Origin of the sequence: Leifsonia sp. McL0607 (assembly GCF_049993355.1) — a bacterium.
In the GTDB taxonomy this organism is placed as follows: domain Bacteria; phylum Actinomycetota; class Actinomycetes; order Actinomycetales; family Microbacteriaceae; genus Leifsonia.
In genome coordinates this window covers 1,580,610-1,604,720 of sequence record NZ_CP188253.1, presented here as the reverse complement: position 1 = coordinate 1,604,720, position 24,111 = coordinate 1,580,610, and the positions used below count along the sequence as shown (strand labels likewise).

The window sequence follows — 24,111 nt, the reverse complement described above, 5'->3', positions numbered from 1 at the left end:
GGCCGTCACCGAAAGGCAAGAGGTCGATGAAGATCATCGTTGTCTGCGGCGCAGGAGCCTCCAGTACCTTCGTCGCCGTGAAACTCCGCACCGCCGCCGCCGCGCGCGGCATCCAGGTGGAGGTCGCCGCGGGCAGCGCGAGCCAGCTCGACTCGCTCGGCGGCATCGACGTCGTCCTGGTCGGCTCGCATCTGGAGGCCGCGGTGCCGGCACTGCGCACGCGGGCCAGGATGACCGGCACCGCGGTTGCCGTTCTCCCACCCGTCTCACCCGCCGCGCTCGACGGTGCCCGCGCGTTGGATCTGGCCCTCGACGCGAAGGCGGGGGCACGATGAGAGCGGATGGCACCGCAGAATCGCGGCGTACTCTGCCACCGGAGAACGAAGGAGACCGAAACCATGGCTGAGCGGATCATCACCGTCGGATCGACCCACGGGCTGCACGCACGTCCCGCCAAGCTCTTCGTAGAAGCCGTCGGCGCGTCTGGCGCGAAGGTGTCGCTCTCGAAGGAGGGCGGCCGCACCGTCGACGCAGGCAGCATCCTCGGAGTGATCTCGCTCGGCATCGACCACGGCGACAAGATCGTGCTCACGACCGACGCCCCGAACGGCGAAGCGGTGCTCGACGACCTGGCCGAGATCCTCACCACCGACCACGACGCCTGATCATGACCGAGACCAGCACAGTCCTCACCGGAGCCGGCATCGGCCAGGGCATCGCTCTCGGCCCGGTCCTCCGGATGTCCGATCCGCTGCCCGAGCCGGCGGCCAGCCCCAGTACGCGCACCCCCGACGAGGAGAAGGCGCGCGTCACCGTCGCCGTCCAGGCTGTCGCGGCCGATCTGCGCGAACGGGCGGCCACGGTCACCGGAACCGCCTCCGACGTGCTCGAGGCCCAGTCCATGATGGCGGAGGATTCCTCTCTCGCCGACGACGTGTCCTCCCGGATCGACGGCGGCACGACTGCCGAGCGCGCCGTGTTCGAGGGCTTCGGCGTGTTCCGCGACATGCTCATCGGCCTCGGCGGCTACATGGGCGAGCGCGCGGCCGACCTCGACGACGTGGCCCAGCGAGTGATCGCGGCTCTGGAGGGGCGGCCAGCTCCCGGCGTCCCGGATTCCGACCGGCCGTACATCCTCGTGGCGCGCGACCTCGCCCCCGCCGACACGGCGCTGCTCGACCTGACGAAGGTGCTCGGCCTGGTGACCCGCGAGGGCGGCCCGACCTCCCACACCGCGATACTGGCGCGCGAGAAGGCGATCGTCGCGATCGTGGGCGTCGCCGGAGCCGACGACCTGACAGAGGGCGCCGAGGTGATCCTCGACGCGGGAGCCGGCACCGTCACCGTCGCCCCGACCGCCGAGCAGAGCGACGAGGCGCGCCGACGCATCGCCGAGCGCGAAGCGGCCCTCGCGGGTGGGCTCGAGCCCGGCGCGCTCGCCGACGGCACCCCCATCCCCCTGCTGGCGAACCTCGGCTCGGCCGAAGCCGCTGAGAATGCCGTGGCTGCTGGAGCGGAGGGCGTCGGGCTGTTCCGCACCGAGTTCCTCTTCCTCGACGCCCGGATGGCGCCGACCGTCGAGCAGCAGCGCGAGCAGTACGCGAAGCTGCTGCGAGCGTTCCCCGGCAAGAAGGTGGTGGTGCGCGTGCTCGACGCCGGCGCCGACAAGCCGTTGGAGTTCCTCAACGACGCTCATGAGGACAACCCGGCGCTCGGGCTGCGCGGCATCCGCTCGCTGCGCGCCAACGAGGACATCCTGCGCGAGCAGCTGACAGCCCTGGCCGAGGCCGACACCGAGACGGAGGCCGACCTCTGGGTCATGGCACCGATGGTCGCCACGGTTGAGGAGACGCGGTTCTTCGTGCGCCTCGCCTCCGAGTTCGGCCTGAAGACCGTCGGCGTGATGGTGGAGGTGCCATCGGCTGCGCTGCTCGCCGACCGCGTCCTGCGCGAGGCGGCCTTCGCCTCCATCGGCACCAACGACCTGACCCAGTACACGCTCGCCGCCGACCGTCTTCTCGGCTCGGTCGCCGGCTTCCAGGACCCGTGGCATCCGGCCGTCCTCCGCCTCATCGGCGAGGTCGGCTCCGCCGGAGCCGCTCTCGGGAAGCCCGTGGGAATCTGCGGCGAGGCCGCCGCGGACCCGCTTCTCGCGGTCGTCCTCGTCGGCCTCGGCGCGACGACCCTCTCGATGTCGCCGGCGGCGCTCGCCGACGTGCGACTCTCCCTCACCCGGTACACCCTCGATCAGGCCCGAACCCTGGCCGAGGCCTCCTTGGCCGCCGATGGCGCGGCCGAAGCCCGGGAGGCCGTCCGAACCGCGGCCGCCGGGTTCGCCACTCCCGCACATCCCTAGCGGGCCGACACAGAAACGAGGCACCTCATGACATCGGCGACAGCGACGACGCCGAAGAAGCCCAGCAGCGCTCGCGTCCACGTGCAACGCTTCGGGACCTTCCTCTCGAACATGGTCATGCCGAACATCCCGGCGTTCATCGCCTGGGGGTTCATCACGGCCCTGTTCATCGCGACCGGCTGGCTGAAGGACACCGGCTGGGCGATCAACGGCATCATCGGCGGCTTCGGCGACCAGGCCAAGATCGGCTGGACCGGCGCCGCAACGGTGCTCGCGCAGGATCCCAGCGGTCACACCTTCCAGCAGTACGTCGGCCTCGTCGGCCCGATGATCACGTATCTGCTACCGCTGATCATCGCGAACACCGGCGGGCGCATGGTCTACGGCGTCCGCGGCGGTGTGGTCGGCTGTATCGCGACCATGGGTGTCATCGTGGGCTCGACCATCCCGATGTTCATCGGCGCCATGATCATGGGCCCCCTCGGCGCCTGGGTCATGAAGCACGTCGACCGCATCTGGGAGGGCAAGATCAAGGCCGGCTTCGAGATGTTGGTGAACAACTTCTCCGCCGGTATCGTCGGCATGCTGCTGTCGCTCGGCGCGTTCTTCGGGATTGCGCCGCTCGTCGAATGGCTGAGCGGTGTCCTGAGCGACGCGGTCAACTGGCTGATCTCTCTGCACCTGCTGCCGTTCGCGAGCATCCTGATCGAGCCGGGCAAGGTGCTGTTCCTCAACAACGCGATCAACCACGGTGTGCTCACTCCGCTCGGCATCGAGCAGGCGCAGCAGCAGGGCAAGTCGATCCTGTTCCTGCTGGAGGCCAACCCCGGCCCCGGCTTCGGCATCCTGATCGCCTACTCGATCTTCGGCATGGGCATCGCCAAGGCGAGTGCGCCGGGCGCGGCTCTGATCCAGTTCGTCGGCGGCATCCACGAGATCTACTTCCCGTACGTGCTCATGAAGCCGATGATCGTCATCGCGGCGATCCTGGGCGGCATGACCGGCATCGCGATCAACGTCACCTTCAACTCCGGTCTGCGTGCCCCCGCCTCCCCCGGGTCGATCATCGCCGTGCTGGCACAGGCACCGCTCACCAGCATCCCCGGTGTCGTGCTCTCGGTCGTCGGTGCCGCCACTGTTTCGTTCGTGGTCGCATCGATCATCCTGCGGGCCAGCCGCCGTCGCGACATCGCGGCGGGCAACATGGGCGACCTCAGCTCCGCCGTGGCGCAGACCGAGGCGAACAAAGGCAAGGGGTCCTCCGTGCTCGAGGGCCTGGTCCAGGAGGGCGAGCACGACACCGGCGACGCCCAGGGCGACGCCACCGATCGACTGGTGCGCAACATCGTCTTCGCGTGCGACGCTGGGATGGGCTCGAGCGCGATGGGCGCGTCCGTGCTGCGGAACAAGATCAAGAAGGCCGGCGTGGAGGGGGTCACGGTGACCAACCAGGCCATCAGCAACCTCGACGGGTCGGCCGACCTGGTGATCACGCAGCGCGAGCTCACCGATCGCGCCAAGGGACAGTCGCCGAACTCGATGCACGTGTCCGTCGACAACTTCATGAACAGCCCCAAGTACGACGAGGTCGTCGACCTCGTCGCCAACCAGCGGAACGAAACGGAGGACGCCACCACATGACCGACACGATTCTCGACCGGGCGAACGTCGTGGCCGCGGGCAGCGCGACCACGCGGGAGGACGCGATCCGGGAGGCCGGTGAGCTCCTCGTGAGGGTGGGCGCCGTGCAGCCGGGCTACGTCGACTCGATGGCGCAGCGCGAGGCGACCGTCTCCACGTTCATGGGGAACGGCCTCGCCATCCCGCACGGCACCAACGAGTCCAAGGACGAGATCGTGCGATCGGCGCTCTCCTTCGTCCGCTACTCCTCGCCGCTCGACTGGGGCGGCGAGGAGGTGCGGTTCGTCGTGGGCATCGCCGGGCGGAACAATGAGCACCTCGACATCCTGAGCAAGATCGCGATCCTCTTCTCGGAGGAGGACGAGGTGCAGAAGCTCATCGACGCCACCGACGCGGACGCCCTGTTCGCGCTCCTCGGCGACGTCAACGACTGAGACGGAGGCGCGCATGAAGGCCGTCCATTTCGGGGCAGGCAACATCGGGCGCGGCTTCGTCGGGCTCCTGCTCCACGAAGCCGGCTACGAGGTGGTGTTCGCCGACGTGAACGCCGAGCTGATCGACGCCCTCGAGGTCGCCGACTCGTACGACGTGCAACTGGTGGGCGACGAACCGGAGACGAAGACCGTCACCGGGTTTCGCGCGATCAACAGCGCGACCGACGAGGAGGCGCTGGTCGCCGAGATCGCGACCGCCGACGTGGTCACGACCGCGGTCGGCCCGCGCGTCCTGCGGTTCGTGGCTCCGGTGATCGCCCGCGGCCTCGCCGCGCGCGCGTCTGACGCGCCCCGCCTGGCGGTGATGGCGTGCGAGAACGCGATCGGGGCGACCGACCTGCTCGCGGCCGAGCTGATGGACGGGATCCCGGACGACGACACCCGTGACGAGCTGGCCTCCCGCGCCGTGTTCGCCAACACCGCGGTCGACCGCATCGTGCCCGCCCAGGCACCCGACGCAGGCGTCGACGTGACGGTGGAGACCTTCTCCGAGTGGGTCGTCGACCGCAGCCCGTTCAACGGCGACGAGCCGGCCATCCCCGGCGCGCACTTCGTCGACTCGCTCGGCCCGTACATCGAGCGCAAGCTGTTCACGGTGAACACCGGCCACGCGACGGTGGCGTACACCGGGTTCCTCGCCGGTGCGACGACGATCAGTCAGGCGATCGGGATCCCTGCCGTGCTGGCCGCCGCAGAGGCCGCCCTCGCGGAGACCTCCGCGGCGCTCAGCGCCAAGCACGGGCTCGACGCGGAGGAGCTGACGGCCTACCGGGCGAAGATCCTGAACCGCTTCCGCAACCCGTACCTGGTAGACGAGGTGACGCGCGTCGGCCGTGAGCCACTGCGCAAGCTCGGCCGCGACGACCGGTTCATCGGGCCGGCCTCGGACTTCGTGGAGTACGTCGGCGGGGTGCCGGAGGCGCTGCTGGCTGCCGTCGGCGCCGCGTTGCGCTTCGACGTGCCGGAGGACTCCCAGAGCTTCGAGCTGCAGCAGTTGCTGCAGCGTGCTGCTGCGGAGGACATCGTCGACGAGGTCATGGGCGTGCAGCGGGGCGAGGAGCTGTTCGAGCCGCTGGTGGAGGTCGTCCGCGCGGCGCAGGACTGAGTCGCTGCCCAGCGAGGGCGCTCGAGGCCGTCAGCGCGGGACGATCGTGGCTGTCGGGTCGAGGCACCACTCGAACACCGACGTCCACGTGCCGTATCCGGCCGGGATCGTGAGGTGGGCGCCGCCCGGGATCGTTGTCATCGGGATATCGAGCGGACCGGAGAAGACCGCCCCCGCGCCTTCCGGGCAGCACGGGTCGGCGTCCGAGGCGACGATGCGCGTCTCGGCGGCCGGGCGGCTGACGGGCAACTCCGCGAACGCCGCGACCTCCGAGTTGTCGCGCAGGAAGCCGGGCGAGGGCGGGGCGACGAGAAGGACCCGTTCGACGACCGACCGGCACCAGTGTCGTCCGGCCGTGCGCCCAGCCAGAGCGTCGCGCTCAGGCTGTGAGCGATGACCGTCACGCGTGCACCGCCTCCGGCGGCCTCGTCGAGCGCCGCAGCGGCGGCCTCCCGCCACGCTTCCACGTCGGGATGCGCTGCGTCAGGCAGCTGCGGATAGACCACGCGCTCCCCGCGTTCCCGCAGTGCCGTCGCGAGCTCGCGCTGCCAGTGCCCGGGCGGGCGGAAGTTGTCCCAGCCGTGCAGGATCAGGAAGGCGCGCATGCTGCCGAGCGTAAGCGCTGATGTGCCCGCGAGCGACCAGTACGTCGCCGGCGCGGCCCGGCCGACCGCTGCCGTCGAGGATCGTCCCGCCAGTGATCCGGAGGGAGTCGACGGACGCGACGCCGCTCATGCGGTCGCCGCTCGGCTGAACGCACGCGCCCGCTCGGTCACCGCCTCCCAGGCCGCCGCTTCGATGTCGGCCGCGCTGACCACGCTCGATCCTGCAGTGACCGCGAGCGCGCCCGCGGCCATCCACTCTCCGGCGTTGTCGGAGCGGAGGCCACCGGACGGGACGAACGGGACGGCGGGGAACGGTCCGCGAAGGTCCCTCAGGTGCCCGGGTCCGACGGTGGAGGCCGGGAAGACCTTCACGGCGACGGACCCGAGGTCGACGGCTCGCATGACCTCCGTCGGGCTGAGCGCGCCCAGCATGATCGGAACTCCCGCCTCGCGGGCGACGGCGGCGGCGCCCTCGCTGATGCCCGGGGTGACCAGGAATCGTGCGCCGGCCGCGATGGCGGCCTCCGCCGTGGGCGCGTCGGTGACCGTGCCCGCCCCGACCAGCGCGTCGTGCGGTTCGGCCGCGGCCTCCGCGATCACGGCCTCCACACCAGGAGTGGTGAAGGTGAACTCGACGACGCGGATGCCGCCCGCGGCCAGCGCGCGGCACAGCGAGGCGGGGTCGTCGATGCGCGGGGCGCGGACGACAGCGAGCGCCCGGTCGGCCGTCAAGGTCTCGATCAGCATGGGTCTCCTGTCAGCCGTGCGCGCGTCATCCGAACGTCGTCTCCAGCAGCTCGATCACGTGCGGCTCGGGCGCGAGAGCGTCGTCCACCACGGCGAGCGCACGCCACTTGTCGAACGTCGTGCACGGGTGCGAGAGCCCGAAGCGGATGACGTCGCCGACCGCGACGACGGCGTCCTCCGGCACCCGCACGAAGGCGTGCTGGTCGTTGAGCGCGGTGGTGACGGCTCCGTGCAGCAGAACGGCGACCGCGGAGCCGAACGGTCGGATCGCCTGCGGCACGGGCAGGCCCTCGTCGTACGGGAGGTCGCGCTTGCCGGCGTCCACCAGCAGCAGGCCCGGTTCGGGTCGGGAGACGACGGTCGCCCACCCGTGGATGGCCGCCCGGAACTCCTTCCCGGAGCCCGTACGACGCAGTGGTGTGATCGATCGGTAGAAGCCGTCGTCATGGGTGATGTACGCGCCCGAACGCAGCAGCACGTCGACCCGCCGTCCACGGATACCGTCGAGGTCACGACGCGGCGCGAGCGCGTCGGCGACCTGGTCGAAGTAGGCGCTGCCGCCGGCCGTGAGGATCACCGGCCCGTCGGGCGGGTAGAGACCGGCGGCCTCGATGGCGTCATGCAGCGCCACCAACTCCTCGAGGTAGGCGCTGACGCGCGCGAGCGACTCCGGGGAGGCGTCGTGCGCGAGTGCTCCCTCGTAGCCGGCGACTCCGGCGAGCCGGAGGCTCGGCGAGGCTGCGACCGCGGTCGCGACGGCCAGCGCGGCCGCCACCCCGCGCGCGCCCGTCCGGCCGCCTGCACCGCCGAGCTCGACGAGCACGTCGAGCGGACCGGCGGCGGCGCCTCCGCTCAGCACCTCGGTCATGATGTCGACGGCCCGCGTGGAGTCCGCCCACACGGTCAGGCGGTCGGCATCGGCAGCGAGCGCGCGCAGGGCGGACGGCTGCACGAGCGCGTTGGCCAGCAGAACGCGGGGGATGCCCCAGCCGAGCGCGACCGACGCCTGCCACGGCGTCGCCACGGTGATGCCCCACGCCCCCGCGTCCAGCTGGCGCCTCCAGAGATCCTGGTTCATGGTCGTCTTGCCGTGCGGTGCGATGCCCACGCCGGCCTCCCGGCACCAGTCGGCCATCGTCGCGAGATTGTGGGCGACCGCGGACTCGCTGAGCGTCACGATCGGAGTGGGGAAGTCGCGCAGCAGCGGACGGCTTCGCGGAAGGTCGGTGACGTCAGCAGACGAGAAGCCGAGCGGCGCGGCCTTGTACTGCTCCATCCGTCCTCCTTCTCCGCGTCGTTGCACATCATGCAATGCTCGTTGCGCGGTCGCTTCTCTCTTGTCTAGCATGATCCCTGACGATCGCGGAAGGGGAAACGGATGGCAGCGGCCGCACCCCTGGTGACCATCGGCGAGGCGATGGTCGTCCTCTATCCCGACCACCACCTCCCGCTGTCGGAGGCCCGCACGTTCGGCTCCGATGTCGGCGGCGCGGAGTTCAACGTGGCCAGCACCCTCGCTCGGCTCGGCCTCCCGACCGCATGGGTGTCCCGGCTCGGCGCCGACGGCTTCGGCGACCGCGTCCTCGCCACCGCGCAGGAGGCCGGCGTGGACACCTCCGCCGTCGAGCGCGACACGACCCGGCCGACGGGCCTCTATGTGAAGGAACCCGCGGCCGGCCCCACCGGCGTGCGAACGCGCATGCACTACTACCGCAGCTGGTCGGCGGCCTCGGCGCTCGGAGTGGCGCAGCTCCGCTCCCCACCCGCCGCGGCGCTCCTGGGCGGCGCGGCCGTCGTCCACACCTCGGGCATCACGCCGGCGCTCTCCGCCTCCACGGCCGAAGTGGCGGCGAGCCTCCGCTCGCTCGTCGGCCCGAACACCCTCGTCAGCGTCGACCTCAACCTCCGGCCGGCACTGTGGACCGGCCGCGACCGGTCGGCGCTCGCCGCGCTCGTCGCTCAAGCGGACCTGCTGTTCGCCGGACACGAGGAGTCGGAGACGCACTTCGGCCACACCGATCCGGCTCGCGTGTTCGCCGACCTCCCGCACCTGGAGACGCTGGTGCTGAAAGACGAGGATCGACACGCCTCCGCGTACCGACGCGGCGGCGGCGAGACACATGTTCCGTGCCTCACCGTGGAGGTCGTGGAGCCTGTCGGCGCGGGCGACGCCTTCGCCGCGGGCTTCCTCGCCGGGCGGGTGGAGGGGCGTGACGACACCGCCGCTCTCCGATTCGGCCACGCCCTGGCCGCGCTCACGCTGGTCGGGCACGGCGACCGGCCCCTGGCCGTTCCGAGCGGCGGCGAGCGCGACGCCATCGCCGCGGCCGAGGACGCGACCTGGGAGCGCTGGCGCGTTCATCCCGGCGAGATCCCGTGGCACGAGGTGACGCCGTGAGCCAGTCCGTCGCCCGCGCGCTCGACCTGCTCGGGCTCGTCGCGCGCGGAGTCCGCACCCTGGACGCGCTGTCCGAGGAGTTGGGCGTGCACAAGTCGACGGTGCTCCGGCTGCTGCAGACGTTGGAGTCGCGCGGGTTCGCCGGCCACGACGCCGCCCACCGCTACCACGTCGGACCCGCCGTGTTCGCCCTGGCCTCCGACGCGCTCGACGCCGTCGACGTGCGGGCGGCCGCCGGGCCGATCCTGCGCGAGCTCGCCGCCGCGACCGGCCAGACCGTGCACCTTGCGACGTATCAGGACGGCGTCGTCACGTACATCGACAAGGTCGACTCGCGCCAGGGCCTGAGGATGTACTCGAGGATCGGCCTCCCGGCGCCCCTCCACGCGACAGCGGTCGGCAAGGTTCTCCTCGGCGGTGTGGACCCGGCCGAGCGGCAGCGCATCGTCGCCGGCCTCGACCTCCCCGCGTTCACTCCACGCACGCACGTCACCGCCTCCGCTCTGCTCGCGGATGTCGCGATCTGCGCCGAGCGCGGCTGGGCGGAGGACCACGAGGAGCACGAGACGTTCATGAACTGCGTCGGCGCGCCCGTCCGCGGTCCTGACAGGCGGATCGCGGCGGCGGTCTCGATCTCGGTGCCCAACGTGGTGCTCCCGCACGACGGAGTCCTCGCACTGCTCCCCGCCCTCCTCGACGCGACGACCCGCATCTCGGCCGAGCTGGGGGCGCCCAACCCGGTGTCCTCGGCCTCCGCGCCATCGTGAGGAATCTCGTGACCGACTGGATCGCCGTCACCACGAGCGAGGCCCCGCCCCGCGCACACCTTCTCGCAGGGGGCGTGCCCCCGGCTCGGTTCCTCCGGAGTCCTGGCGGACTTCGCTGCGCGAATCCGGACGAACGGACTCTCGTGCGGTGTGTCGTCCGTGACCTCCGGAGTTGCCCGCACGGCCCGCGGAGTGTCCGTAACTCCGGAACCTTGCGGGGACACGCCGGCGTTGGGGCCGTTCCGCCGGAGAATCGCAGCCCTGTGGGCCGCGACCTCCGGAATTGCCCGCAGTAGCGCGCTGCCGCCGGAGGATCGGGCCTGCGACCGAGAACCCAACAGTTCACCGCGAGCGCGCCGCGCCGACCCTCCCCGGTGGTACGTTTCGGATGTGAGCCGTATTGTGGCCGTGGCGCCCGTGCTTCCCGCCCGCAGCTACAGCCAGGGCGAGATCACCGCCGCGCTCCTCGCGATGATCACCAGCGACCCGCAGCGGCAGGCCGTGATGCGTCGCATCCACGCGGCCAGCGGTGTCGAGACCCGCAGCCTCGTCATGCCTCTCGAGCAGTACAGTTCGCTGGGCTCCTTCCGCGAGTCCAACGACTTCTTCATCGCCGAGGGCACGACGCTGGCCGAGAGAGCCGTGACCCAGGCGCTCGGCACCGCCGGGCTCCTCGCCACGGACGTCGACTTCCTGCTGTTCACCTCCGTCACCGGCATCGCCGCCCCCTCCATCGACGCCCAGCTCGTGCAGCGCCTCGGGATGCGGCGAGACGTCAAGCGCCTGCCGAGCTTCGGCCTCGGCTGCGTCGCCGGCGCGGCCGGCATCGCCCGGGTCAACGACTATCTGCAGGGCCACCCGGGCGAGATCGCCGTGCTGCTCTCGGTGGAGCTGTGCTCGCTGACGGTGCAGGCGAGGGACGACTCGATGGCGAACATCGTGGCGAGCGGCCTCTTCGGCGACGGCGCGGCGGCCGTCGTGATGGCGGGAGACGACCGCGCCCGCGAGCTCGGCCTCCCCGGGCCGGAGATCCTCGACACCCGCAGCCGCATCTACCCCGACACGGAGGACGTGATCGGGTGGGACATCGGCGGCACCGGGTTCCGCATCGTACTGAGCGCCGGGGTCCCCGAGGTCATCGACCGCAACTTCGCGGACGACGCCCGCGGATTGCTCTCCGAGCACGACCTCGCGGTGTCCGACGTCGGCGCGTGGGCGGCGCATCCCGGAGGCCCCAAAGTGCTGGAGGCGTTCGCCCGGTCGCTCGACCTCCCGGCGGACGCGCTCGACGCCAGCTGGCAGTCGCTCGCCCGGGTCGGCAACTTGTCGTCGGCAGCCGTGCTGCACGTGCTCGCGGAGCAGCTGGACGCCCACCCGTCCGGCACCATCGGCCTACTGTTCGCGCTCGGACCCGGTGTCACCAGCGAGCTGGTGCTGCTGCGGTGGGCGGACGGCGCACGAGCCGAGCATTCCTCGCCGGAGCTCGGGGACGTCGCGTGATCTGGTACACCGTGCTCGTCCTCGCCACCGGTGCGGAGCGGATCGCGGAGCTGATCGTGTCGTCGCGCAACGCGCGCTGGTCGTTCGCGCGCGGCGGCGTCGAGTACGGGCGACGGCACTTCCCGCCGATGGTGGCGCTGCACACCGGCCTCCTGCTCGCCTGCCTCGCGGAGGTGTGGCTGCTCGACCGCCCGTTCCTCCCATGGCTCGGCTGGCCGATGCTGGCGCTGGTCGTGGCGAGCCAGGCCCTGCGGTGGTGGTGCATCGCGACGCTCGGCCCGCGCTGGAACACACGCGTGATCGTCGTGCCCAGCCTCCCGTTGGTCGCCCGCGGCCCCTATCGGTGGCTGCACCACCCCAACTACGCGGCGGTCGTCGTAGAAGGGTTCGCGCTGCCGCTCGTGCACACCGCGTGGATCACCGCCATCGCCTTCACCGTCGTGAACGCGGTGCTCCTCCTGGGCTTCCGCATCCCCTGCGAGAACCGCGCTCTCGCCGCGTCCGGGGCGTCCGCCGCCACGCGCGCATGACGGCGCCGCAGCTCGTGGTCGTGGGCGGGGGCCCCATCGGCCTGGCCTGCGCGATCGAGGCGCGGCTCGCGGGCATGGAGGTCGTCGTCGTCGAGCCGCGCGAGGACCCGATCGACAAAGCGTGCGGGGAGGGCCTGATGCCGGGTGCCCTCGCCGCTCTGCACCGCATCGGCGTGGACCCCCCTGGCCATCCGCTGGCCGGCGTCGCCTACGTGGACGCGGGGCGGCGCGTCGAGCACCGCTTCGCCGACCGACCGGGCAGGGGCGTGCGGCGCACCGTGCTGCACCGCGAGCTCGCACGTCGGGCCGCGGAGCTCGACACGCCCGTCGTTCGGGATCGGGTCACCGGCCTGACGCAGCGGCGGGATGTCGTGGAGCTGACGCTCGGGGCCGACGGCAGGGAGAAGATCGAGACTCCGTGGGTGATCGCGGCCGACGGCCTCCACTCGCCCGTGCGGCGTCTGCTCGGCCTGGAGGGACGGACGCAGCCCCCCGACCGACGGCGGTACGGGCTGCGTCGGCACTATGCGGTGGCGCCGTGGACGGACCTGGTGGAGGTGCACTGGTCGCCGTTCGTGGAGGCGTACGTGACCCCGGTGGACGATCGCACCGTCGGCGTCGCGGTGCTCGGTCCGCGCCCGCTCGACCAGGACGCGTCGCTCGCCGGCATCCCTGCGCTGGCGAAGCGGTTGGCGGGCGCGCCCGCCGTGTCGCAGGCGCGCGGCGCCGGCCCGCTGCTGCAGCGCTCGCGGTCGCGGTCAGCCGGGCGTGTGCTGCTCGCGGGCGACGCCTCCGGCTACGTGGACGCATTGACCGGGGAGGGGATGCGCGTCGGCTTCGCGCAAGCGCGCGCCGCGGTCGCGGCGGTGCGCGCGGGTGATACTGAGCAGTACGAGCGGGCGTGGCGGGCCACCACTCGCGACTTCCGCCTGCTCACCACGGGACTCGTCGTCGCGGCGCGTTCGTCGTTCCGGCCTCGCATCGTGCCCACGGCGACAGCTCGGCCCCAGCTCTTCGGGGCGATCGTGGAGCGCCTGTCACGCTGAAGAGCGTCCCTCTTGCTGAGAGACGCCGTGTCAGAACGGAAACGCGGATCTAGCGGGCAGGAACATCAGGTAGTATGCTGCCGACAGATGACACATGCAATATGTTGCGAGGTGCGATGACCAACCCCGACCTGCCCGATCGCGGCGACGAACCGCAGCTCGATGAGCGCGTCTCCGCAGAGTTCCGCGCACGCCCGACGGCGGTAGCCGAGAAGGCGACCCCTGCCCGGCGCACGAGCGTCACGTTCTACCTCAGCGAAGGCCTCCGCAACCGCGCGCGAGCGGCCTACCGCTCCACCTCCTTCGACGAACAGGACAGCAGCTGGTCCGAGATGCTCAACAAGGCGCTGATCGCCGAGGTCGAGCGCCGCGAGGCCGAGTACAACAGCGGAGAGACGTTCCAAGCGAGCGAGGAGCCTCTCTCCCCCGGTCGTCCGATCGGATTCTGACAGGCGTCGCGGGGGCGGTCCTGCCTGTGCGACCGGTCGCCCCCGTCGCGTCATCCTTCCTGTGATCCTGCAGTGATGCCTCCCGTGTCGGCGAGAGCCACAGCTGCGCGGAACGGAACGCCCGTAGCTCACCGCGCGGACCGCCGTTCTCGACCGCTCCGCTCCCGGGTCGTCCCGTCGAACGCGGCACCAACACCGCCAGCCCGATAAGGCGTCGAGATCGCAATTGCGGGCCTTTTGTCGGGGGCGTCGGGCAGCAGTCCGGCGATCACGAACTCGGTGAGGCCGACCTCCAGCAGGCATGGGGAACTCCTGGGAACGACGGGGATCGTGCGTGCGACCGCGTAGCATGGCTATTTGCAGACGCGCCATAAACAGTTGCCCATGCAATTACTTTTGAGCAACCCGTGTCTGCGCGACCGACAGTGAGGAGACCCCGTGGGCATCGCCGACGACGCCGTCGAAGTGCGCGCACAGGGCTGGCGCACGCTCGCCGCGCTCCACAACTTCATCGAGAACGAACTGGAGCGGCAGCTTTCCCGCGAGACCGGCCTCTCCGTGGTCGAGTACACGGTGCTCGACGCCCTGAGCAGGCAAGACGGCTGGCACATGCGCATGCAACAGCTCGCGCGGGCCAGCGCCCTCAGCCCGTCCGCCACCACCCGGCTGGTGAACCGCCTGGAAGAACGCGGCCTCCTGACCCGCGTCGACTGCCTCGACGACAGGCGCGGCATCTACACCGAGATCACCGCGAGCGGCCGCCGGCTGCTCGACACGGCACGGCCCGTCCACGACCAAGCGCTGGAGGCCGCCCTCCAGGAGGCGCATCGCATCCCGGAACTCGCCCCACTGCTCGACGCCCTGCCGCAGCTGGCACTCGCCGGCGCCTCAGCCGGCGCCGCGAGTTAGCGGAGCACCTCCACGAGCGCGACCCGCGAGAACACCACCGCCGTCACGATCGCACAGCAAACGCAGCGGTCTGTCAAGACTGGTGGGTCGGCTGACGCAGGGCGTATAACGGGGGAATGGCCGACGCGATCACCACCTGGATCGACCGCTACCGCACGGCGTGGGAGTCCAACGACCCCGACGACATCCGGGCGCTCTTCACCGAGGACTCGAGCTATCGCACGGAGCCGTTCGCCGAGCCGTGGGACGGCCACCTCGAGATCGTCGAGGGCTGGCTAGACGCGCAGGACGACCCCGGCTCCGTCGACTTCGAGTGGCGGCTCCTCGGACAGGACGGCGCCTTGTACTTCGTCGAGGGCGTCACGGACTACCACGACGGCCCGACCTACTCGAACCTGTGGGTGATCCGCTTGGCGGCCGACGGCCGCGCAGAAGAGTTCACCGAGTGGTGGATGGAGCAGGAGGGCTGACCTCCACTCGGCTCAGAGCAAGCCGCCCAGCCACAGCCCCAGCCCCGCCGCGGCGAGCGCGAACACGAGCATCCCGACGCCGTTGACGAACGCCGCGCGATAGCGCCGCTGCTGGGCCAGCCGCACGGTCTCGTAGCTGGCCGTGCTGAAGGTGGTGTAGCCGCCGAGGAACCCGGTGCCCACGATCACCCTCCACTCCGGCGGGAGGCCGTGCGCGGCCACCAGCCCGGTCACGAGACCGAGCAGGAACGACCCTGTCACGTTGATCACGGTCGTGCCGAACGGGAAGGCGATCCGGAAGCGGGCACGCAGCAGGCCGTCGAACACCAGCCGCGACACGGCACCGAGACCTCCCGCGACCGCCACGGCGAGCGCCAGCAGCAGCGTCACCGGCGGGCTCCTTTGCGCCGCGCGATCGCCGCGGCTGCGGCGATGCCGGCAACGGAGGCGAGCGCGCCGATCACGATGGTCGCCAGCGCATAGCCGATACCGGCGGTCGGCTCGTTCGCGGCGAACAGCCCGTCGGTGTCGACCGCGAACGAGCTGTACGTGGTGTAGCCGCCCAGGATTCCCGTGCCGGCGAACAACCGCAGGTCGCGTCGGTGCCCGGCGTCCGGGCCGCGCAGAGCGAGCGCCTCCAGCAACCAACCCAGCACGAAGGCGCCCGTCACGTTGATGACCAGCGTGACGAGCGGGACCCCTCCCACCGTCGGCACGGCGGCCGACAGCAGGTAGCGCGCCGTGGTGCCGATGGCGCCGCCGACGAAGACGAGCAGCACGGATCGCCAGTGCAGGTGCACGGGCAACGGGGTTCTCGCGGACACGCGGCATCCACCCTTCAGAACGAAGCGCAGGAACTATCAGCGACCGTCGCGGTTCGGGCGCTCACGCCCCGGCGAGCTCCATCGCCGCTGGACCACTATACCGGCGGGTCCTCCCACGGCAGCGCTTGCGATCCGCTGACCGGCGCCAGCGGCACGACGATCACGGGCCGGTGCTGCCGGTGGGCGAGGTGCGCGGCCACCGACCCGTTGAAGAACTCGCGGAGGCTGCCGCGCAGCCCGGCCTCGCGCGTGCCGACCACGATGTAGCGAGCGTCGATCTCGTCGGCGAGGCGCGCGAGGGCCCAGGCCGGGTCGCCGGCGAGCTGCTTCAGCGTGTACGGGACGCCGCGGCCGTTCATCACCTCGCGGATGTCCGACTCGAGTTCGGAGTCGAAGGTCTCCTCCTCGACCTCCGGGAGGTCGGGGTCGTACGGCAGGGCCACCACCGTGCCGTCGACGTAGCTCGAGACCAGGTAGCGGTTGGGGTCGACGTTGGCGCAGACCAGCGGCACGTCGAGGTCGCCCGCGAGTCTCGCCGCCTGGTCGAGCACCGCCGTGGGCTGTCCGGGCACGACCGCCACGAGGACGCCACCCGACCCGGTGCTGCCGTTGCCGCTCATGCCCTTAGTGTGCACCATTCTGCGCTCCCGACGGTGGATCCTCCCTTGGCTCGTCTCCGCCCGTGGGGTACGTTCGAACCCGACAGCCAGGGAGGCCACGGAATGAGCGAACACAGAGCCGCGCTCCCCCGCGAGCGCCGCCGGACCACGCGAGGTCTGCGACCGCTGCCGCAGCTGACCCGCGACGCGACGGCGCAGCTCAAACGCCTCCTGGCCGCCGAGCTCGCACTGTTCAAGGCCGAGATGGCGGCGAAGGCGAAGGCGGCGGGGATCGGTGCGGGCCTGCTCGTCGGCGCGCTGGTCTTCGTGTTCTTCGCAGGGGGCGTGCTGATAACGGCAGCCGTGTTCGCGTTCGCCCTCATCGTGCCGGGCTGGCTGGCCGCGCTCATCGTCGCGGGCATCCTTATCGTGCTCGCGATCATCGCCGCCCTCATCGGACGGGCGATGCTCAAGCGCGGGATGCCGCCCGTCCCTGACGACCTCGGTCCGGAGCTGAAGGCCGACGCGCAGGCGCTGAGAGGGGAGCGGCCGTGAGCGGCAAGGGGATGAACACGCTCAAGCTCGAGCTGGAGGAGACGCGGGACGAGCTCGCGACCACGCTCGACGACATCTTCGCCACGTTCAATCCGCTCGTGCAGATCCGGTCGCATCCCGTGGCGTCCGCTGCCGTGTTCCTCGCCGTCGTGGGTGGCGTGGCCGCCCTCGTGGCGCGAGGACGCTCGCGTGGCCGCTGACGCCTCCTGGCGACGCCTCCCGTGGGGGTACATCCTCACACGGACCCTGCGTCGCTTCAGCGCCGACGCCTGTACCGACCTCGCCGCCGGGCTGACCTACTTCGGCGTGCTGTCGCTTTTCCCCGCGATGATCGCACTGGTCAGCATCCTCGGGCTGGTCGGCCAGAGCCAGTCCGGGATCGACGCGCTCTTCGGGATGGTGGAGCAGGTGGCGCCCGGCATGCTGACAGTCGTCAAGCAGCCGATCGAGAGCCTCGCGTCGTCGCCCGCCACAGGCTGGGCCCTCGTGATCGGCGTCGTCGGCGCGATCTGGGCGGCGTCGGGCTTCGTGGGCGGCTTCGGCCGCGCGCTCAACCGCATCTACGGCGTGCGGGAGGGCCGGACCGTGTTCGCTCTCCGTCCCGTTCAGCTCGGGGTCACGCTCGCGTCGCTCATCCTGATCGCGGTCGTGGCCGTGCTGCTGGTGATCTCCGGCCCGATCGCCGAGGCCCTCGGCAACGCTCTCGGTGTGGGCGACGCGGCGAAGACCGCGTGGTCGATCCTCCGCTGGCCTGTGGTGATCGTCGCGCTGGTGCTGCTGGTCGCCCTGCTCTACTCGGCGACGCCGAACGTGCGACAGCCGCGGTTCCGCTGGTTGACCCCCGGCGCCGTCGTGGCGATCGTCGCACTCGGGATCGCGTCTGTCCTGTTCGCGTTCTACGTGGCGAACTTCGGCAGCTACGACAAGACCTATGGCACCCTGGCCGACATCATCGTCTTCCTGCTATGGATCTGGATCGCGAACGTCGTCCTCCTCCTCGGCGCCGAGCTCGACTCCGAGATCGCGCGGGCGCGCGAGCTGGTGCGTGGGGTGGAGGTCGAGCGCGGCAGGGCGCTGCCGCTCAAGTCCGACAAGGCGATCATCAGGGCGAAAGATGCCGAGGCGGCGGACATCCTGGCCGCCAGGGCGATCCGGCGGCGCTTTCGCTGAGGATGTCGAATCCGGCCCCGGCTGTTCGACGCTCCCGTGAACGACACTGACCGACACGACCTATCGGAGAGGACCCGCCATGGCTCAGTTCGCCATCTTCATCTACGGCAACGGCATCGCCGGAACACCGGAGGAGCTCGCCGAGCACGACCGGCACTCGGAGGACCTGATCCGCGACGGGAACCTGATCGCCGCGTTCGCGCTCGCCCCGTTCACGGAGTCGACCTCGGTCCGAGGCGACGGCGTGACCGACGGCCCGTACACCGAGTCGAAAGAGATCGTCGCCGGCATCGGCATCATCGAAGCCGCCGATCGGGAGGCCGCGCTCGCGATAGCGCGCCGCAATCCCGCCACCTGGCAAGGCGGCGGGGTGGAGGTCCGTGAGGTGACCGGTGCGTACCTGCGCGCGGACGCTGTGCAGCCTGCGACCGAGGGTCGAACGGAGGATACTCTGCTTCCGTGAGCGCAGACGACCCGCACCATGACGCACGACCCGGCCACGACCTCCCGGACGACCGCGGGCGCACGGGCCTGCACCGCACCGGCCGCGGCCTGACCGGCAACCCCGATGTCCGCATCAACGACGTGGAGGTCGTCTCCGACGGCTGGTACGTCCTCCGGCGCACGACCTTCGACTATCGCGGCCGCGACGGCGAGTGGACAACGCACGCCCGCGAGACCTACGACCGCGGCAATGGCGCCACCGTGCTGCTCTACGATCCCGTCGGTCGCACCCTGCTGCTCTCGCGGCAGTTCCGCCTCCCCGCCTATGTCAACGGTCACCCGGACGGCATGCTGGTGGAGGCCGCTGCCGGACTCCTCGACGGCGATGCGCCGGAGGAGGCGATCCGCCGCGAGGCCGCGGAGGAGCTCGGCGTGCAGGTCGGCGCCCTCGATCACCTCTTCGACCTTTTCATGAGCCCCGGCTCGGTCACGGAGTGCGTGCACTTCTACGCGGCGGAGTACCTTCCTACTGAGATCGCCGGAGGCGGTGGGCTCGCAGAGGAGGGCGAGGAGATCGAGCCCGTGACCGTCGGCTACGACGAGGCGCTCGCGATGATCGCCGACGGGCGCATCGTGGACGGCAAGACAGTCATCCTGCTGCAGTGGGCGGCGCTGAACCTGTTCGGTCAGGACCATCATCGCTCCTGACAGGTTGGCGACCACGACCAGCGCGCGCGGCCGAGACCGCAGCAGCCGACGCGCCAGGAGTGCCACGCGCGCGTAGATCACGGCGAGGCCATCGTCTTCGTGGCATCCAACGGATGACGCCGACACTTGTGATGAAGCGACTGGGGCGGAGGTGCCGCTGGGCTGAGGAGCGCAGGAGCCAGATGGGCTCCGGCCCGATCCCGGATCGACGGAGTTTCGACGCGAATTCGGTCACCCGCTTACGGCACTCGGTCGATGTGCGGGCGGAATGAAACAATGCTCACGTGGCCGACTCCACAAATCCCCCCTGCCCGACCTGTCGTCGATGAGGGCACCGCGGTCGAGTCAACGCCGCCGGATCCTGATCGTCCTCGGCCTGAACCTCGCGATGATCGTGGGGCTGGTCGTCGCGGGTCTGCTGGCGCACTCCGTCAGTGTGCTCGCCGCCGCCGGCGACACCGTCGCTGACTGTTTCGCACTCGTCCTCGGCCTCATCGCCATCGCGCTCCGCGACCGCGACCCTGACCACCCGCATGCGCAACGACCGATCGCGATCGCCGCGCTCGTCAACGCGACACTACTGCTGACCATTACCTTCGAGACGATTTCCCGCCTGCGAGACGGCTCACCGCCGGTTGAGGGTCTGCCGATGGTGATCGTCAGCGTCTTCACGATGGTCGTAATGCTCGCTGGCGCGTTCGTCCTCGGCCGCTCCGCCGCCGGGGAGGACCTGCATATGCGCTCGGTGCTGATCGACGCCCTCGCCGACGCTGCTGCAGCCGCAGCGATCGCCCTCGCCGGCGTGATCATCCTGGTGACGAACGGGCTCTACTGGCTCGACCCGGTGCTGGCGTTGGGAGTCTCGGTCCTGATTGCCATTGCCGCTACCCAGCTCATGGTCAAGGCCATCGCAGCGTTGCGCGGCAAAGACGTCGACTTCGACGGCGACTGAGCCTACTGGTGGACGTTCACCACCTCGTTGGCAGCCGCAATCGACTGCCCCCTTCACCACTGGTTTTGCAGCCGCTGTCACAATCGGCGACGTCATCGTCGCAATCACGTGAAATCTGTTCCAGTTCGGCTCAGCGAGAGAGTCTGTGGCCCCGCCTGCGCACGACTCCGATGGTCGCCGATGAGACAATCGCGACACCAGTCACGAGGAGTAGCCACCCAAGCGCCCGTTCACCGACGAGGAGTCCGATTCCGCAACCCACGACCACGAGCCCGAGGACCAATTGAGTGACGCTTACGGTGAAATTCATGATGATATGGTATCGGCTACAACTCCGCACGTTTGCTCCGCGCTTCACACGTACGGACCGTCTTCGCACCGCACCAGCTAGCTGTTGTTGGCCATGAGGTTGTCTACACGGTTTTTGACCCACAGGACTAGTAATCGGTAGCATGGCCGTATGGGACGCCCGAGAGCCTTCGATGACGATGTGGTGTTGTCGCGCGCGATGGAGGAGTTCTGGACGCATGGCTATTCGGGTACGTCGCCTGCTCAGCTCGCCGAGGTGACCGGCGTCGCGAAGGGGAGCCTGTACAACGCCTTCGCCAGCAAACGGGCGCTTTTCGATAAGTGCCTGGATCTGTATCACCAGCATGTGATTGAGACGGCCCGGGAGTGGATGGGGCGGTCGGGGACGGCGCGGGAGTGCATCGCGGCTGCGATGAAGGCGGTGGTCGATGAGGATCTCGCGCAGCCTCAGCGGCGCGGGTGCCTGATTGGAAACACGGCGGTCGAACTCGCGGGCGAGGATGCCCGGCTCTCTGAGAAGTTGCGTCGGATGCAGGATGAGTCCACAGGTTGGTTCGCCGAGCGCATCAGACAGGGGCAGGTCGAGGGTGATGTTGCCCGTCATCGCGACGCGCAGGCGCTGGCCGAACATGTCGCGAATACCTTGGCCGGGCTTCGCGTGATGGCAATGACCCACGATGCGCCCGTGCTGCACCGGATCATCGACACAGCCATGATGGCTCTTTAGCCAGTCGACGCATCCCTGTTGACGTCGCCCCTTTTCATCCTCACGTTTTAGACCAGTAGTTCAAGAAAGGTAATAGGAATGGATCTCGCTCTTTCAGGCAAGACAGCGGTGGTAACCGGTGCGGGCCGAGGAATCGGCCTGGCCACCGCACGAGCCCTCGCGAAAGAAGGCGTACGTGTGGTCGGCGCGGCACGGACGATCACGCCGGAGCTCGAACAGGTGACTCTACTCAGCGTCGCAGGAGACCTGTCTACGCCCGAAGGTGCTCGGCGGGTTATGGAAGCGGCGCTCACCGAGCTGGGCGGTCTCGACATCCTGGTCAACAACGTCGGCGCGGGTGACGTCGACACGTTGAAGCTCGGAGGGTTCCTTGACGCCGACGACGACCAGTGGCGAGATCTGCTGGACCTGAACCTGTTCAGTGCGGTGTGGGCTTCGCGGGCTGCGCTTCCGTCACTCATCGCCCGCCGTGGCGCGATCGTAAACGTGTCCTCGATCAATGCTCGCGTGCCGGCGCCTGGGCCGGTCGGCTATAGCGAGGCGAAAGCTGCACTGACGGCTTTGGGGAAGCGGTTGGCGGAAGAGTTCGGTCCCCAGGGTGTGCGTGTGAACACGATCTCTCCTGGCCCTGTCGGCACGGGTCTGTGGCGCGATCCGGATGGTTTCGGAAGCAAAGTCGCTGAGGAGCGTGTCAAATGGTGTGTGTAAGGGGTGGGTCTCCTTGCGAAAGGAAGCACACTGTTGGCTATCGATAGGGCGTCGCGTGAAGAGCGGCGTAAGGTTCAGGCGGAGGGCGCGCAGCGTCTGATCGCGTCTGGGATGTTGGATGATCTGTTCGCGAAGATCGACGCGGGCGAGGTCCAGCTTGATGGGGATGGCGGGTTCATTCAGCAGCTGATCAAGACGGGTTTGGAGCGCGGATTGCAGGCTGAGCTGACGGAGCATGTCGGGTATGAGAAGGGTGATCCTGAGGCTGCGTTGCACGCGAACTCGCGGAACGGGGTGTTCTCTAAGACGGTCGGAACCACCGCTGGAGAGGTCGAGTTGCGTATCCCGCGGGACCGGAACGGGACGTTCACGCCTCGGCCGGTCCCGACCGGAAGCCGGCGGCTCTCGCAGTTGGATGAGATGATCGTCTCGCTCTACGCCGGCGGGATGACCGTCCGCGATATCGAGCATCATCTCGTCTCCACGCTCGGTGTTGACCTCAGCCACGAGACGATCTCGAACATCACCGAGGAGATCGCCGACGAGGTCCTGGCGTGGCAGTCGCGGCCGCTGGAGGCGTTCTACCCAGTGATCTACCTGGACGCACTCGTGATCAAAGTCCGCGATGGCGGGCACGTCAGGAACAAGGCCGCGCATATCGCCGTCGGCGTCGGTGTGGACGGTATCAAGCACGTTCTGGGCATCTGGGTCCAGCAGACGGAGGGCGCGAAGTTCTGGGCGTCCGTCTGCGCCGAGCTTGCCAATCGCGGCGTCCGCGACGTGCTCATCGTCTGCGTCGACGGACTCACCGGGTTCCCCGAAGCGATCGAGGCGACCTGGCCAGAATCGATGGTCCAGACCTGCGTGGTGCACCTGATCCGCAACGCGATGCGGTTCGTCGCCTACGGGCAGCGGAAGGCCGTCGCCGCGGCGCTCAAGCCGATCTACCAGGCGCCGACCGCCGACGCTGCGCAGGCGGCGCTGGACGCGTTCAGCGCGTCGCCGCTGGGGCAGGCGAACCCCAGATCAGCGCAGGTGTTCGAGGCCGCGTGGGAGCGGTTCACGCCGTTCCTCGCGTTCCCTCCGGAGCTGCGGCGGGTGATCTACACGACCAACGCGATCGAGTCGTTAAACTTCCAGCTACGGAAGATCATCAAGAACCGCGGGCACTTCCCGAACGACCAAGCAGCGGTCAAGCTGCTCTGGCTCGCGATCTGCAACATCGAGGACAAACGGGCACGCGACCGGGCGAGCGAGCGCGGTCTCGCCCGCGGCGCGAAACGCAAAGCCGAGGCACGCCTGGTCGAAGGACAGACCGTCACGAACTGGATGAAAGCTCTCGAGCAACTCTCACTCGTCTATCCCGAGCGCATCAACCACTACCTCTAACCCGAGGCACCGCCCACTTACACACACAACTTGACAAGCTCTCGCTGAGGCCTTCGGAGCGACGCATGCAGACTTTCTCGCCACACTCCCCGCGGCCTTCGGTGTCACCAGCGGACGCCTGGTGGAGCCGGACGAGGTCGCAGCCCTCATCGCCTTCCTCGCCTCGCGCGTGACGGACAGCATTCTTGGTGCCGACCTCGTCATCGACGGCGGCACCGTCAAGACCATCTAGAAGCGACTATCCCTCTCAGATCAGACCAGGAGACCGTCATGAACGCACCCCTCAACTTCCACGAGGATTACCTCGCCACCTGGACCGACCCCGACATCGATCAGCGACGCCACACCATCGAGAAGATGTGGGCTCCCGATGGCAAGCTCGTGATCTCATCTATCGGAACCGCTCTGCGCGGCACCGCAGAGATCTCAGCACACATCACCCGGGTTCACGACGACATGATCACGTCCAAGCAACTCACCTTCAGCTACGACCAGCAACTCGACGCCGAACACGCGCTCCTGCTGCGCTGGTCGATGACCGCACCATCCGGTGAAGTCGTCGGGCGAGGCGTCGATGTCGTATTCCGTGACGCTGCGGGGCGGGTAGAGACGGCCTACATGTTCATGGGCGTGAACTGACCGGCCATGGTCGTGCACACGAACGCGCCGCTAACCGTTGTTGGGAGGCATCGAATGATCCAGCGCTGCC

General features: G+C 69.6%; 31 protein-coding genes, 1 pseudogene and 1 riboswitch. Of the genes and pseudogenes, 25 read left to right on the top strand and 7 right to left on the bottom strand.

Going from position 1 to position 24,111, the window contains the following annotated elements; translation table 11 throughout:
- Positions 1 to 26 precede the first annotated feature (26 nt).
- The 6 genes from ACPPVW_RS07805 to ACPPVW_RS07780 all read left to right on the top strand — a co-directional run bounded on the left by ACPPVW_RS07805 (position 27) and on the right by ACPPVW_RS07780 (position 5,596).
- On the top strand, positions 27 to 335 hold the full coding sequence (locus ACPPVW_RS07805; RefSeq protein ID WP_426625933.1) for a PTS sugar transporter subunit IIB: 309 nt from the start codon (positions 27 to 29) through the stop codon (positions 333 to 335).
- Between the two features lie 63 nt (positions 336 to 398).
- Positions 399 to 665, top strand: a complete 267-nt coding sequence (locus tag ACPPVW_RS07800) for an HPr family phosphocarrier protein (RefSeq protein ID WP_426625932.1) — start codon at positions 399 to 401, stop codon at positions 663 to 665.
- A 2-nt stretch (positions 666 to 667) separates the two neighbouring features.
- A complete protein-coding gene (gene ptsP, locus ACPPVW_RS07795; RefSeq protein WP_426625931.1) occupies positions 668 to 2,356 on the top strand; it encodes a phosphoenolpyruvate--protein phosphotransferase in 1,689 nt (562 codons plus the stop codon).
- A gap of 27 nt (positions 2,357 to 2,383) precedes the next feature.
- Positions 2,384 to 3,997, top strand: coding sequence for a PTS mannitol transporter subunit IICB (locus tag ACPPVW_RS07790; protein WP_426625930.1), 1,614 nt, complete (start codon positions 2,384 to 2,386; stop codon positions 3,995 to 3,997).
- Positions 3,994 to 4,431, top strand: a complete 438-nt coding sequence (locus ACPPVW_RS07785) for a PTS sugar transporter subunit IIA (RefSeq protein ID WP_426625929.1) — start codon at positions 3,994 to 3,996, stop codon at positions 4,429 to 4,431. Before ACPPVW_RS07790 ends, ACPPVW_RS07785 begins: the two co-directional genes overlap by 4 nt.
- Positions 4,432 to 4,444: 13 nt before the next feature.
- Positions 4,445 to 5,596, top strand: a complete 1,152-nt coding sequence (locus tag ACPPVW_RS07780; protein ID WP_426625928.1) for a mannitol-1-phosphate 5-dehydrogenase — start codon at positions 4,445 to 4,447, stop codon at positions 5,594 to 5,596.
- 30 nt (positions 5,597 to 5,626) lie between these two features.
- On the opposite strand, the gene ACPPVW_RS07775 is transcribed toward ACPPVW_RS07780, so the two are convergent.
- From ACPPVW_RS07775 to ACPPVW_RS07760, 4 genes and pseudogenes are all read right to left on the bottom strand, one after another.
- Entirely contained in the window at positions 5,627 to 6,055 is a 429-nt protein-coding gene (locus ACPPVW_RS07775; RefSeq protein WP_426625927.1) for an alpha/beta hydrolase, read from the bottom strand.
- Positions 6,016 to 6,201, bottom strand: a pseudogene (locus ACPPVW_RS07770) (alpha/beta hydrolase); the annotation flags it as partial. The pseudogene ACPPVW_RS07770 and the gene ACPPVW_RS07775, both read right to left, overlap by 40 nt.
- Before the next feature lie 126 nt (positions 6,202 to 6,327).
- On the bottom strand, positions 6,328 to 6,948 hold the full coding sequence (locus ACPPVW_RS07765) for a bifunctional 4-hydroxy-2-oxoglutarate aldolase/2-dehydro-3-deoxy-phosphogluconate aldolase (RefSeq protein ID WP_426625926.1): 621 nt from the start codon (positions 6,946 to 6,948) through the stop codon (positions 6,328 to 6,330).
- Between the two features lie 25 nt (positions 6,949 to 6,973).
- Entirely contained in the window at positions 6,974 to 8,224 is a 1,251-nt protein-coding gene (locus ACPPVW_RS07760) for an amino acid deaminase (RefSeq protein ID WP_426625925.1), read from the bottom strand.
- A gap of 102 nt (positions 8,225 to 8,326) precedes the next feature.
- Here ACPPVW_RS07760 and ACPPVW_RS07755 point away from each other — a divergent pair, with 102 nt between their 5' ends.
- The 8 genes from ACPPVW_RS07755 (at position 8,327) to ACPPVW_RS07720 (ending at position 15,017) form a co-directional block, all read left to right on the top strand.
- Entirely contained in the window at positions 8,327 to 9,346 is a 1,020-nt protein-coding gene (locus tag ACPPVW_RS07755; RefSeq protein ID WP_426625924.1) for a sugar kinase, read from the top strand.
- On the top strand, positions 9,343 to 10,113 hold the full coding sequence (locus ACPPVW_RS07750) for an IclR family transcriptional regulator (protein ID WP_426625923.1): 771 nt from the start codon (positions 9,343 to 9,345) through the stop codon (positions 10,111 to 10,113). Before ACPPVW_RS07755 ends, ACPPVW_RS07750 begins: the two co-directional genes overlap by 4 nt.
- 390 nt (positions 10,114 to 10,503) lie before the next feature.
- On the top strand, positions 10,504 to 11,613 hold the full coding sequence (locus tag ACPPVW_RS07745) for a type III polyketide synthase (RefSeq protein WP_426625922.1): 1,110 nt from the start codon (positions 10,504 to 10,506) through the stop codon (positions 11,611 to 11,613).
- The gene (locus ACPPVW_RS07740; protein ID WP_426625921.1) at positions 11,610 to 12,143 is read left to right on the top strand and encodes an isoprenylcysteine carboxyl methyltransferase family protein; all 534 of its coding nucleotides are present in this window, start codon (positions 11,610 to 11,612) and stop codon (positions 12,141 to 12,143) included. The genes ACPPVW_RS07745 and ACPPVW_RS07740 overlap by 4 nt, the downstream gene beginning before the upstream one ends.
- The gene (locus tag ACPPVW_RS07735; RefSeq protein WP_426625920.1) at positions 12,140 to 13,189 is read left to right on the top strand and encodes an NAD(P)/FAD-dependent oxidoreductase; all 1,050 of its coding nucleotides are present in this window, start codon (positions 12,140 to 12,142) and stop codon (positions 13,187 to 13,189) included. The genes ACPPVW_RS07740 and ACPPVW_RS07735 overlap by 4 nt, the downstream gene beginning before the upstream one ends.
- Positions 13,190 to 13,305: 116 nt before the next feature.
- On the top strand, positions 13,306 to 13,638 hold the full coding sequence (locus tag ACPPVW_RS07730) for a ParB family protein (RefSeq protein WP_426625919.1): 333 nt from the start codon (positions 13,306 to 13,308) through the stop codon (positions 13,636 to 13,638).
- Positions 13,639 to 14,076: 438 nt separating this feature from the next.
- A complete protein-coding gene (locus ACPPVW_RS07725; protein WP_426625918.1) occupies positions 14,077 to 14,547 on the top strand; it encodes a MarR family winged helix-turn-helix transcriptional regulator in 471 nt (156 codons plus the stop codon).
- Positions 14,548 to 14,663: 116 nt separating this feature from the next.
- Positions 14,664 to 15,017: a nuclear transport factor 2 family protein gene (locus ACPPVW_RS07720; RefSeq protein WP_426625917.1), complete on the top strand. Its 354-nt coding sequence runs from the start codon at positions 14,664 to 14,666 to the stop codon at positions 15,015 to 15,017.
- 12 nt (positions 15,018 to 15,029) lie between these two features.
- On the opposite strand, the gene crcB is transcribed toward ACPPVW_RS07720, so the two are convergent.
- The 3 genes from crcB to ACPPVW_RS07705 form a co-directional block, all read right to left on the bottom strand.
- Positions 15,030 to 15,407, bottom strand: coding sequence for a fluoride efflux transporter CrcB (gene crcB / locus ACPPVW_RS07715; RefSeq protein ID WP_426625916.1), 378 nt, complete (start codon positions 15,405 to 15,407; stop codon positions 15,030 to 15,032).
- Positions 15,404 to 15,841: a fluoride efflux transporter FluC gene (locus tag ACPPVW_RS07710; protein WP_426625915.1), complete on the bottom strand. Its 438-nt coding sequence runs from the start codon at positions 15,839 to 15,841 to the stop codon at positions 15,404 to 15,406. Before ACPPVW_RS07710 ends, crcB begins: the two co-directional genes overlap by 4 nt.
- A 20-nt stretch (positions 15,842 to 15,861) precedes the next feature.
- Positions 15,862 to 15,936: riboswitch (Fluoride riboswitch) on the bottom strand.
- Complete coding sequence (locus ACPPVW_RS07705; protein ID WP_426625914.1) at positions 15,937 to 16,461, bottom strand: universal stress protein; 525 nt, start codon at positions 16,459 to 16,461, stop codon at positions 15,937 to 15,939.
- 102 nt (positions 16,462 to 16,563) lie between these two features.
- Between ACPPVW_RS07705 and ACPPVW_RS07700 the strand changes: the two genes are divergently transcribed.
- The 11 genes from ACPPVW_RS07700 (at position 16,564) to ACPPVW_RS07650 (ending at position 24,041) form a co-directional block, all read left to right on the top strand.
- Complete coding sequence (locus tag ACPPVW_RS07700) at positions 16,564 to 16,995, top strand: phage holin family protein (protein ID WP_426625913.1); 432 nt, start codon at positions 16,564 to 16,566, stop codon at positions 16,993 to 16,995.
- Complete coding sequence (locus ACPPVW_RS07695; protein ID WP_426625912.1) at positions 16,992 to 17,195, top strand: hypothetical protein; 204 nt, start codon at positions 16,992 to 16,994, stop codon at positions 17,193 to 17,195. The genes ACPPVW_RS07700 and ACPPVW_RS07695 overlap by 4 nt, the downstream gene beginning before the upstream one ends.
- The gene (locus tag ACPPVW_RS07690; RefSeq protein WP_426625911.1) at positions 17,185 to 18,165 is read left to right on the top strand and encodes a YihY/virulence factor BrkB family protein; all 981 of its coding nucleotides are present in this window, start codon (positions 17,185 to 17,187) and stop codon (positions 18,163 to 18,165) included. The genes ACPPVW_RS07695 and ACPPVW_RS07690 overlap by 11 nt, the downstream gene beginning before the upstream one ends.
- Before the next feature lie 79 nt (positions 18,166 to 18,244).
- Positions 18,245 to 18,628: a YciI family protein gene (locus ACPPVW_RS07685; RefSeq protein WP_426625910.1), complete on the top strand. Its 384-nt coding sequence runs from the start codon at positions 18,245 to 18,247 to the stop codon at positions 18,626 to 18,628.
- Positions 18,625 to 19,317 (top strand): NUDIX domain-containing protein, encoded by a 693-nt coding sequence (locus ACPPVW_RS07680; protein WP_426625909.1) that lies wholly within the window; start codon positions 18,625 to 18,627, stop codon positions 19,315 to 19,317. The genes ACPPVW_RS07685 and ACPPVW_RS07680 overlap by 4 nt, the downstream gene beginning before the upstream one ends.
- Before the next feature lie 325 nt (positions 19,318 to 19,642).
- The gene (locus ACPPVW_RS07675; RefSeq protein WP_426625908.1) at positions 19,643 to 20,269 is read left to right on the top strand and encodes a cation diffusion facilitator family transporter; all 627 of its coding nucleotides are present in this window, start codon (positions 19,643 to 19,645) and stop codon (positions 20,267 to 20,269) included.
- Between the two features lie 460 nt (positions 20,270 to 20,729).
- Positions 20,730 to 21,305, top strand: coding sequence for a TetR/AcrR family transcriptional regulator (locus ACPPVW_RS07670; protein ID WP_426625907.1), 576 nt, complete (start codon positions 20,730 to 20,732; stop codon positions 21,303 to 21,305).
- A gap of 78 nt (positions 21,306 to 21,383) precedes the next feature.
- A complete protein-coding gene (locus ACPPVW_RS07665) occupies positions 21,384 to 22,013 on the top strand; it encodes an SDR family NAD(P)-dependent oxidoreductase (protein ID WP_426625906.1) in 630 nt (209 codons plus the stop codon).
- Positions 22,014 to 22,124: 111 nt separating this feature from the next.
- Positions 22,125 to 23,402 carry an IS256 family transposase gene (locus ACPPVW_RS07660; RefSeq protein ID WP_426625905.1) on the top strand — a complete coding sequence of 426 codons (1,278 nt, stop codon included), beginning with the start codon at positions 22,125 to 22,127 and terminating at the stop codon, positions 23,400 to 23,402.
- A gap of 121 nt (positions 23,403 to 23,523) precedes the next feature.
- Positions 23,524 to 23,634, top strand: a complete 111-nt coding sequence (locus tag ACPPVW_RS07655; RefSeq protein WP_426625904.1) for a hypothetical protein — start codon at positions 23,524 to 23,526, stop codon at positions 23,632 to 23,634.
- A 38-nt stretch (positions 23,635 to 23,672) separates the two neighbouring features.
- On the top strand, positions 23,673 to 24,041 hold the full coding sequence (locus ACPPVW_RS07650) for a hypothetical protein (protein WP_426625903.1): 369 nt from the start codon (positions 23,673 to 23,675) through the stop codon (positions 24,039 to 24,041).
- The last annotated feature ends 70 nt before the right edge of the window (positions 24,042 to 24,111 follow it).

Coding starts and splice junctions, on each gene's coding strand:
- ACPPVW_RS07805 (WP_426625933.1), top strand. CDS start 27: ATGAAGATCATCGTTGTCTGCGGCGCAGGAGCCTCCAGTACCTTCGTC.
- ACPPVW_RS07800 (WP_426625932.1), top strand. CDS start 399: ATGGCTGAGCGGATCATCACCGTCGGATCGACCCACGGGCTGCACGCA.
- ptsP (WP_426625931.1), top strand. CDS start 668: ATGACCGAGACCAGCACAGTCCTCACCGGAGCCGGCATCGGCCAGGGC.
- ACPPVW_RS07790 (WP_426625930.1), top strand. CDS start 2,384: ATGACATCGGCGACAGCGACGACGCCGAAGAAGCCCAGCAGCGCTCGC.
- ACPPVW_RS07785 (WP_426625929.1), top strand. CDS start 3,994: ATGACCGACACGATTCTCGACCGGGCGAACGTCGTGGCCGCGGGCAGC.
- ACPPVW_RS07780 (WP_426625928.1), top strand. CDS start 4,445: ATGAAGGCCGTCCATTTCGGGGCAGGCAACATCGGGCGCGGCTTCGTC.
- ACPPVW_RS07765 (WP_426625926.1), bottom strand. CDS start 6,948: ATGCTGATCGAGACCTTGACGGCCGACCGGGCGCTCGCTGTCGTCCGC.
- ACPPVW_RS07760 (WP_426625925.1), bottom strand. CDS start 8,224: ATGGAGCAGTACAAGGCCGCGCCGCTCGGCTTCTCGTCTGCTGACGTC.
- ACPPVW_RS07755 (WP_426625924.1), top strand. CDS start 8,327: ATGGCAGCGGCCGCACCCCTGGTGACCATCGGCGAGGCGATGGTCGTC.
- ACPPVW_RS07735 (WP_426625920.1), top strand. CDS start 12,140: ATGACGGCGCCGCAGCTCGTGGTCGTGGGCGGGGGCCCCATCGGCCTG.
- ACPPVW_RS07730 (WP_426625919.1), top strand. CDS start 13,306: ATGACCAACCCCGACCTGCCCGATCGCGGCGACGAACCGCAGCTCGAT.
- ACPPVW_RS07720 (WP_426625917.1), top strand. CDS start 14,664: ATGGCCGACGCGATCACCACCTGGATCGACCGCTACCGCACGGCGTGG.
- ACPPVW_RS07705 (WP_426625914.1), bottom strand. CDS start 16,461: ATGAGCGGCAACGGCAGCACCGGGTCGGGTGGCGTCCTCGTGGCGGTC.
- ACPPVW_RS07700 (WP_426625913.1), top strand. CDS start 16,564: ATGAGCGAACACAGAGCCGCGCTCCCCCGCGAGCGCCGCCGGACCACG.
- ACPPVW_RS07685 (WP_426625910.1), top strand. CDS start 18,245: ATGGCTCAGTTCGCCATCTTCATCTACGGCAACGGCATCGCCGGAACA.
- ACPPVW_RS07675 (WP_426625908.1), top strand. CDS start 19,643: ATGAGGGCACCGCGGTCGAGTCAACGCCGCCGGATCCTGATCGTCCTC.
- ACPPVW_RS07670 (WP_426625907.1), top strand. CDS start 20,730: ATGGGACGCCCGAGAGCCTTCGATGACGATGTGGTGTTGTCGCGCGCG.
- ACPPVW_RS07665 (WP_426625906.1), top strand. CDS start 21,384: ATGGATCTCGCTCTTTCAGGCAAGACAGCGGTGGTAACCGGTGCGGGC.
- ACPPVW_RS07660 (WP_426625905.1), top strand. CDS start 22,125: ATGTTGGATGATCTGTTCGCGAAGATCGACGCGGGCGAGGTCCAGCTT.
- ACPPVW_RS07650 (WP_426625903.1), top strand. CDS start 23,673: ATGAACGCACCCCTCAACTTCCACGAGGATTACCTCGCCACCTGGACC.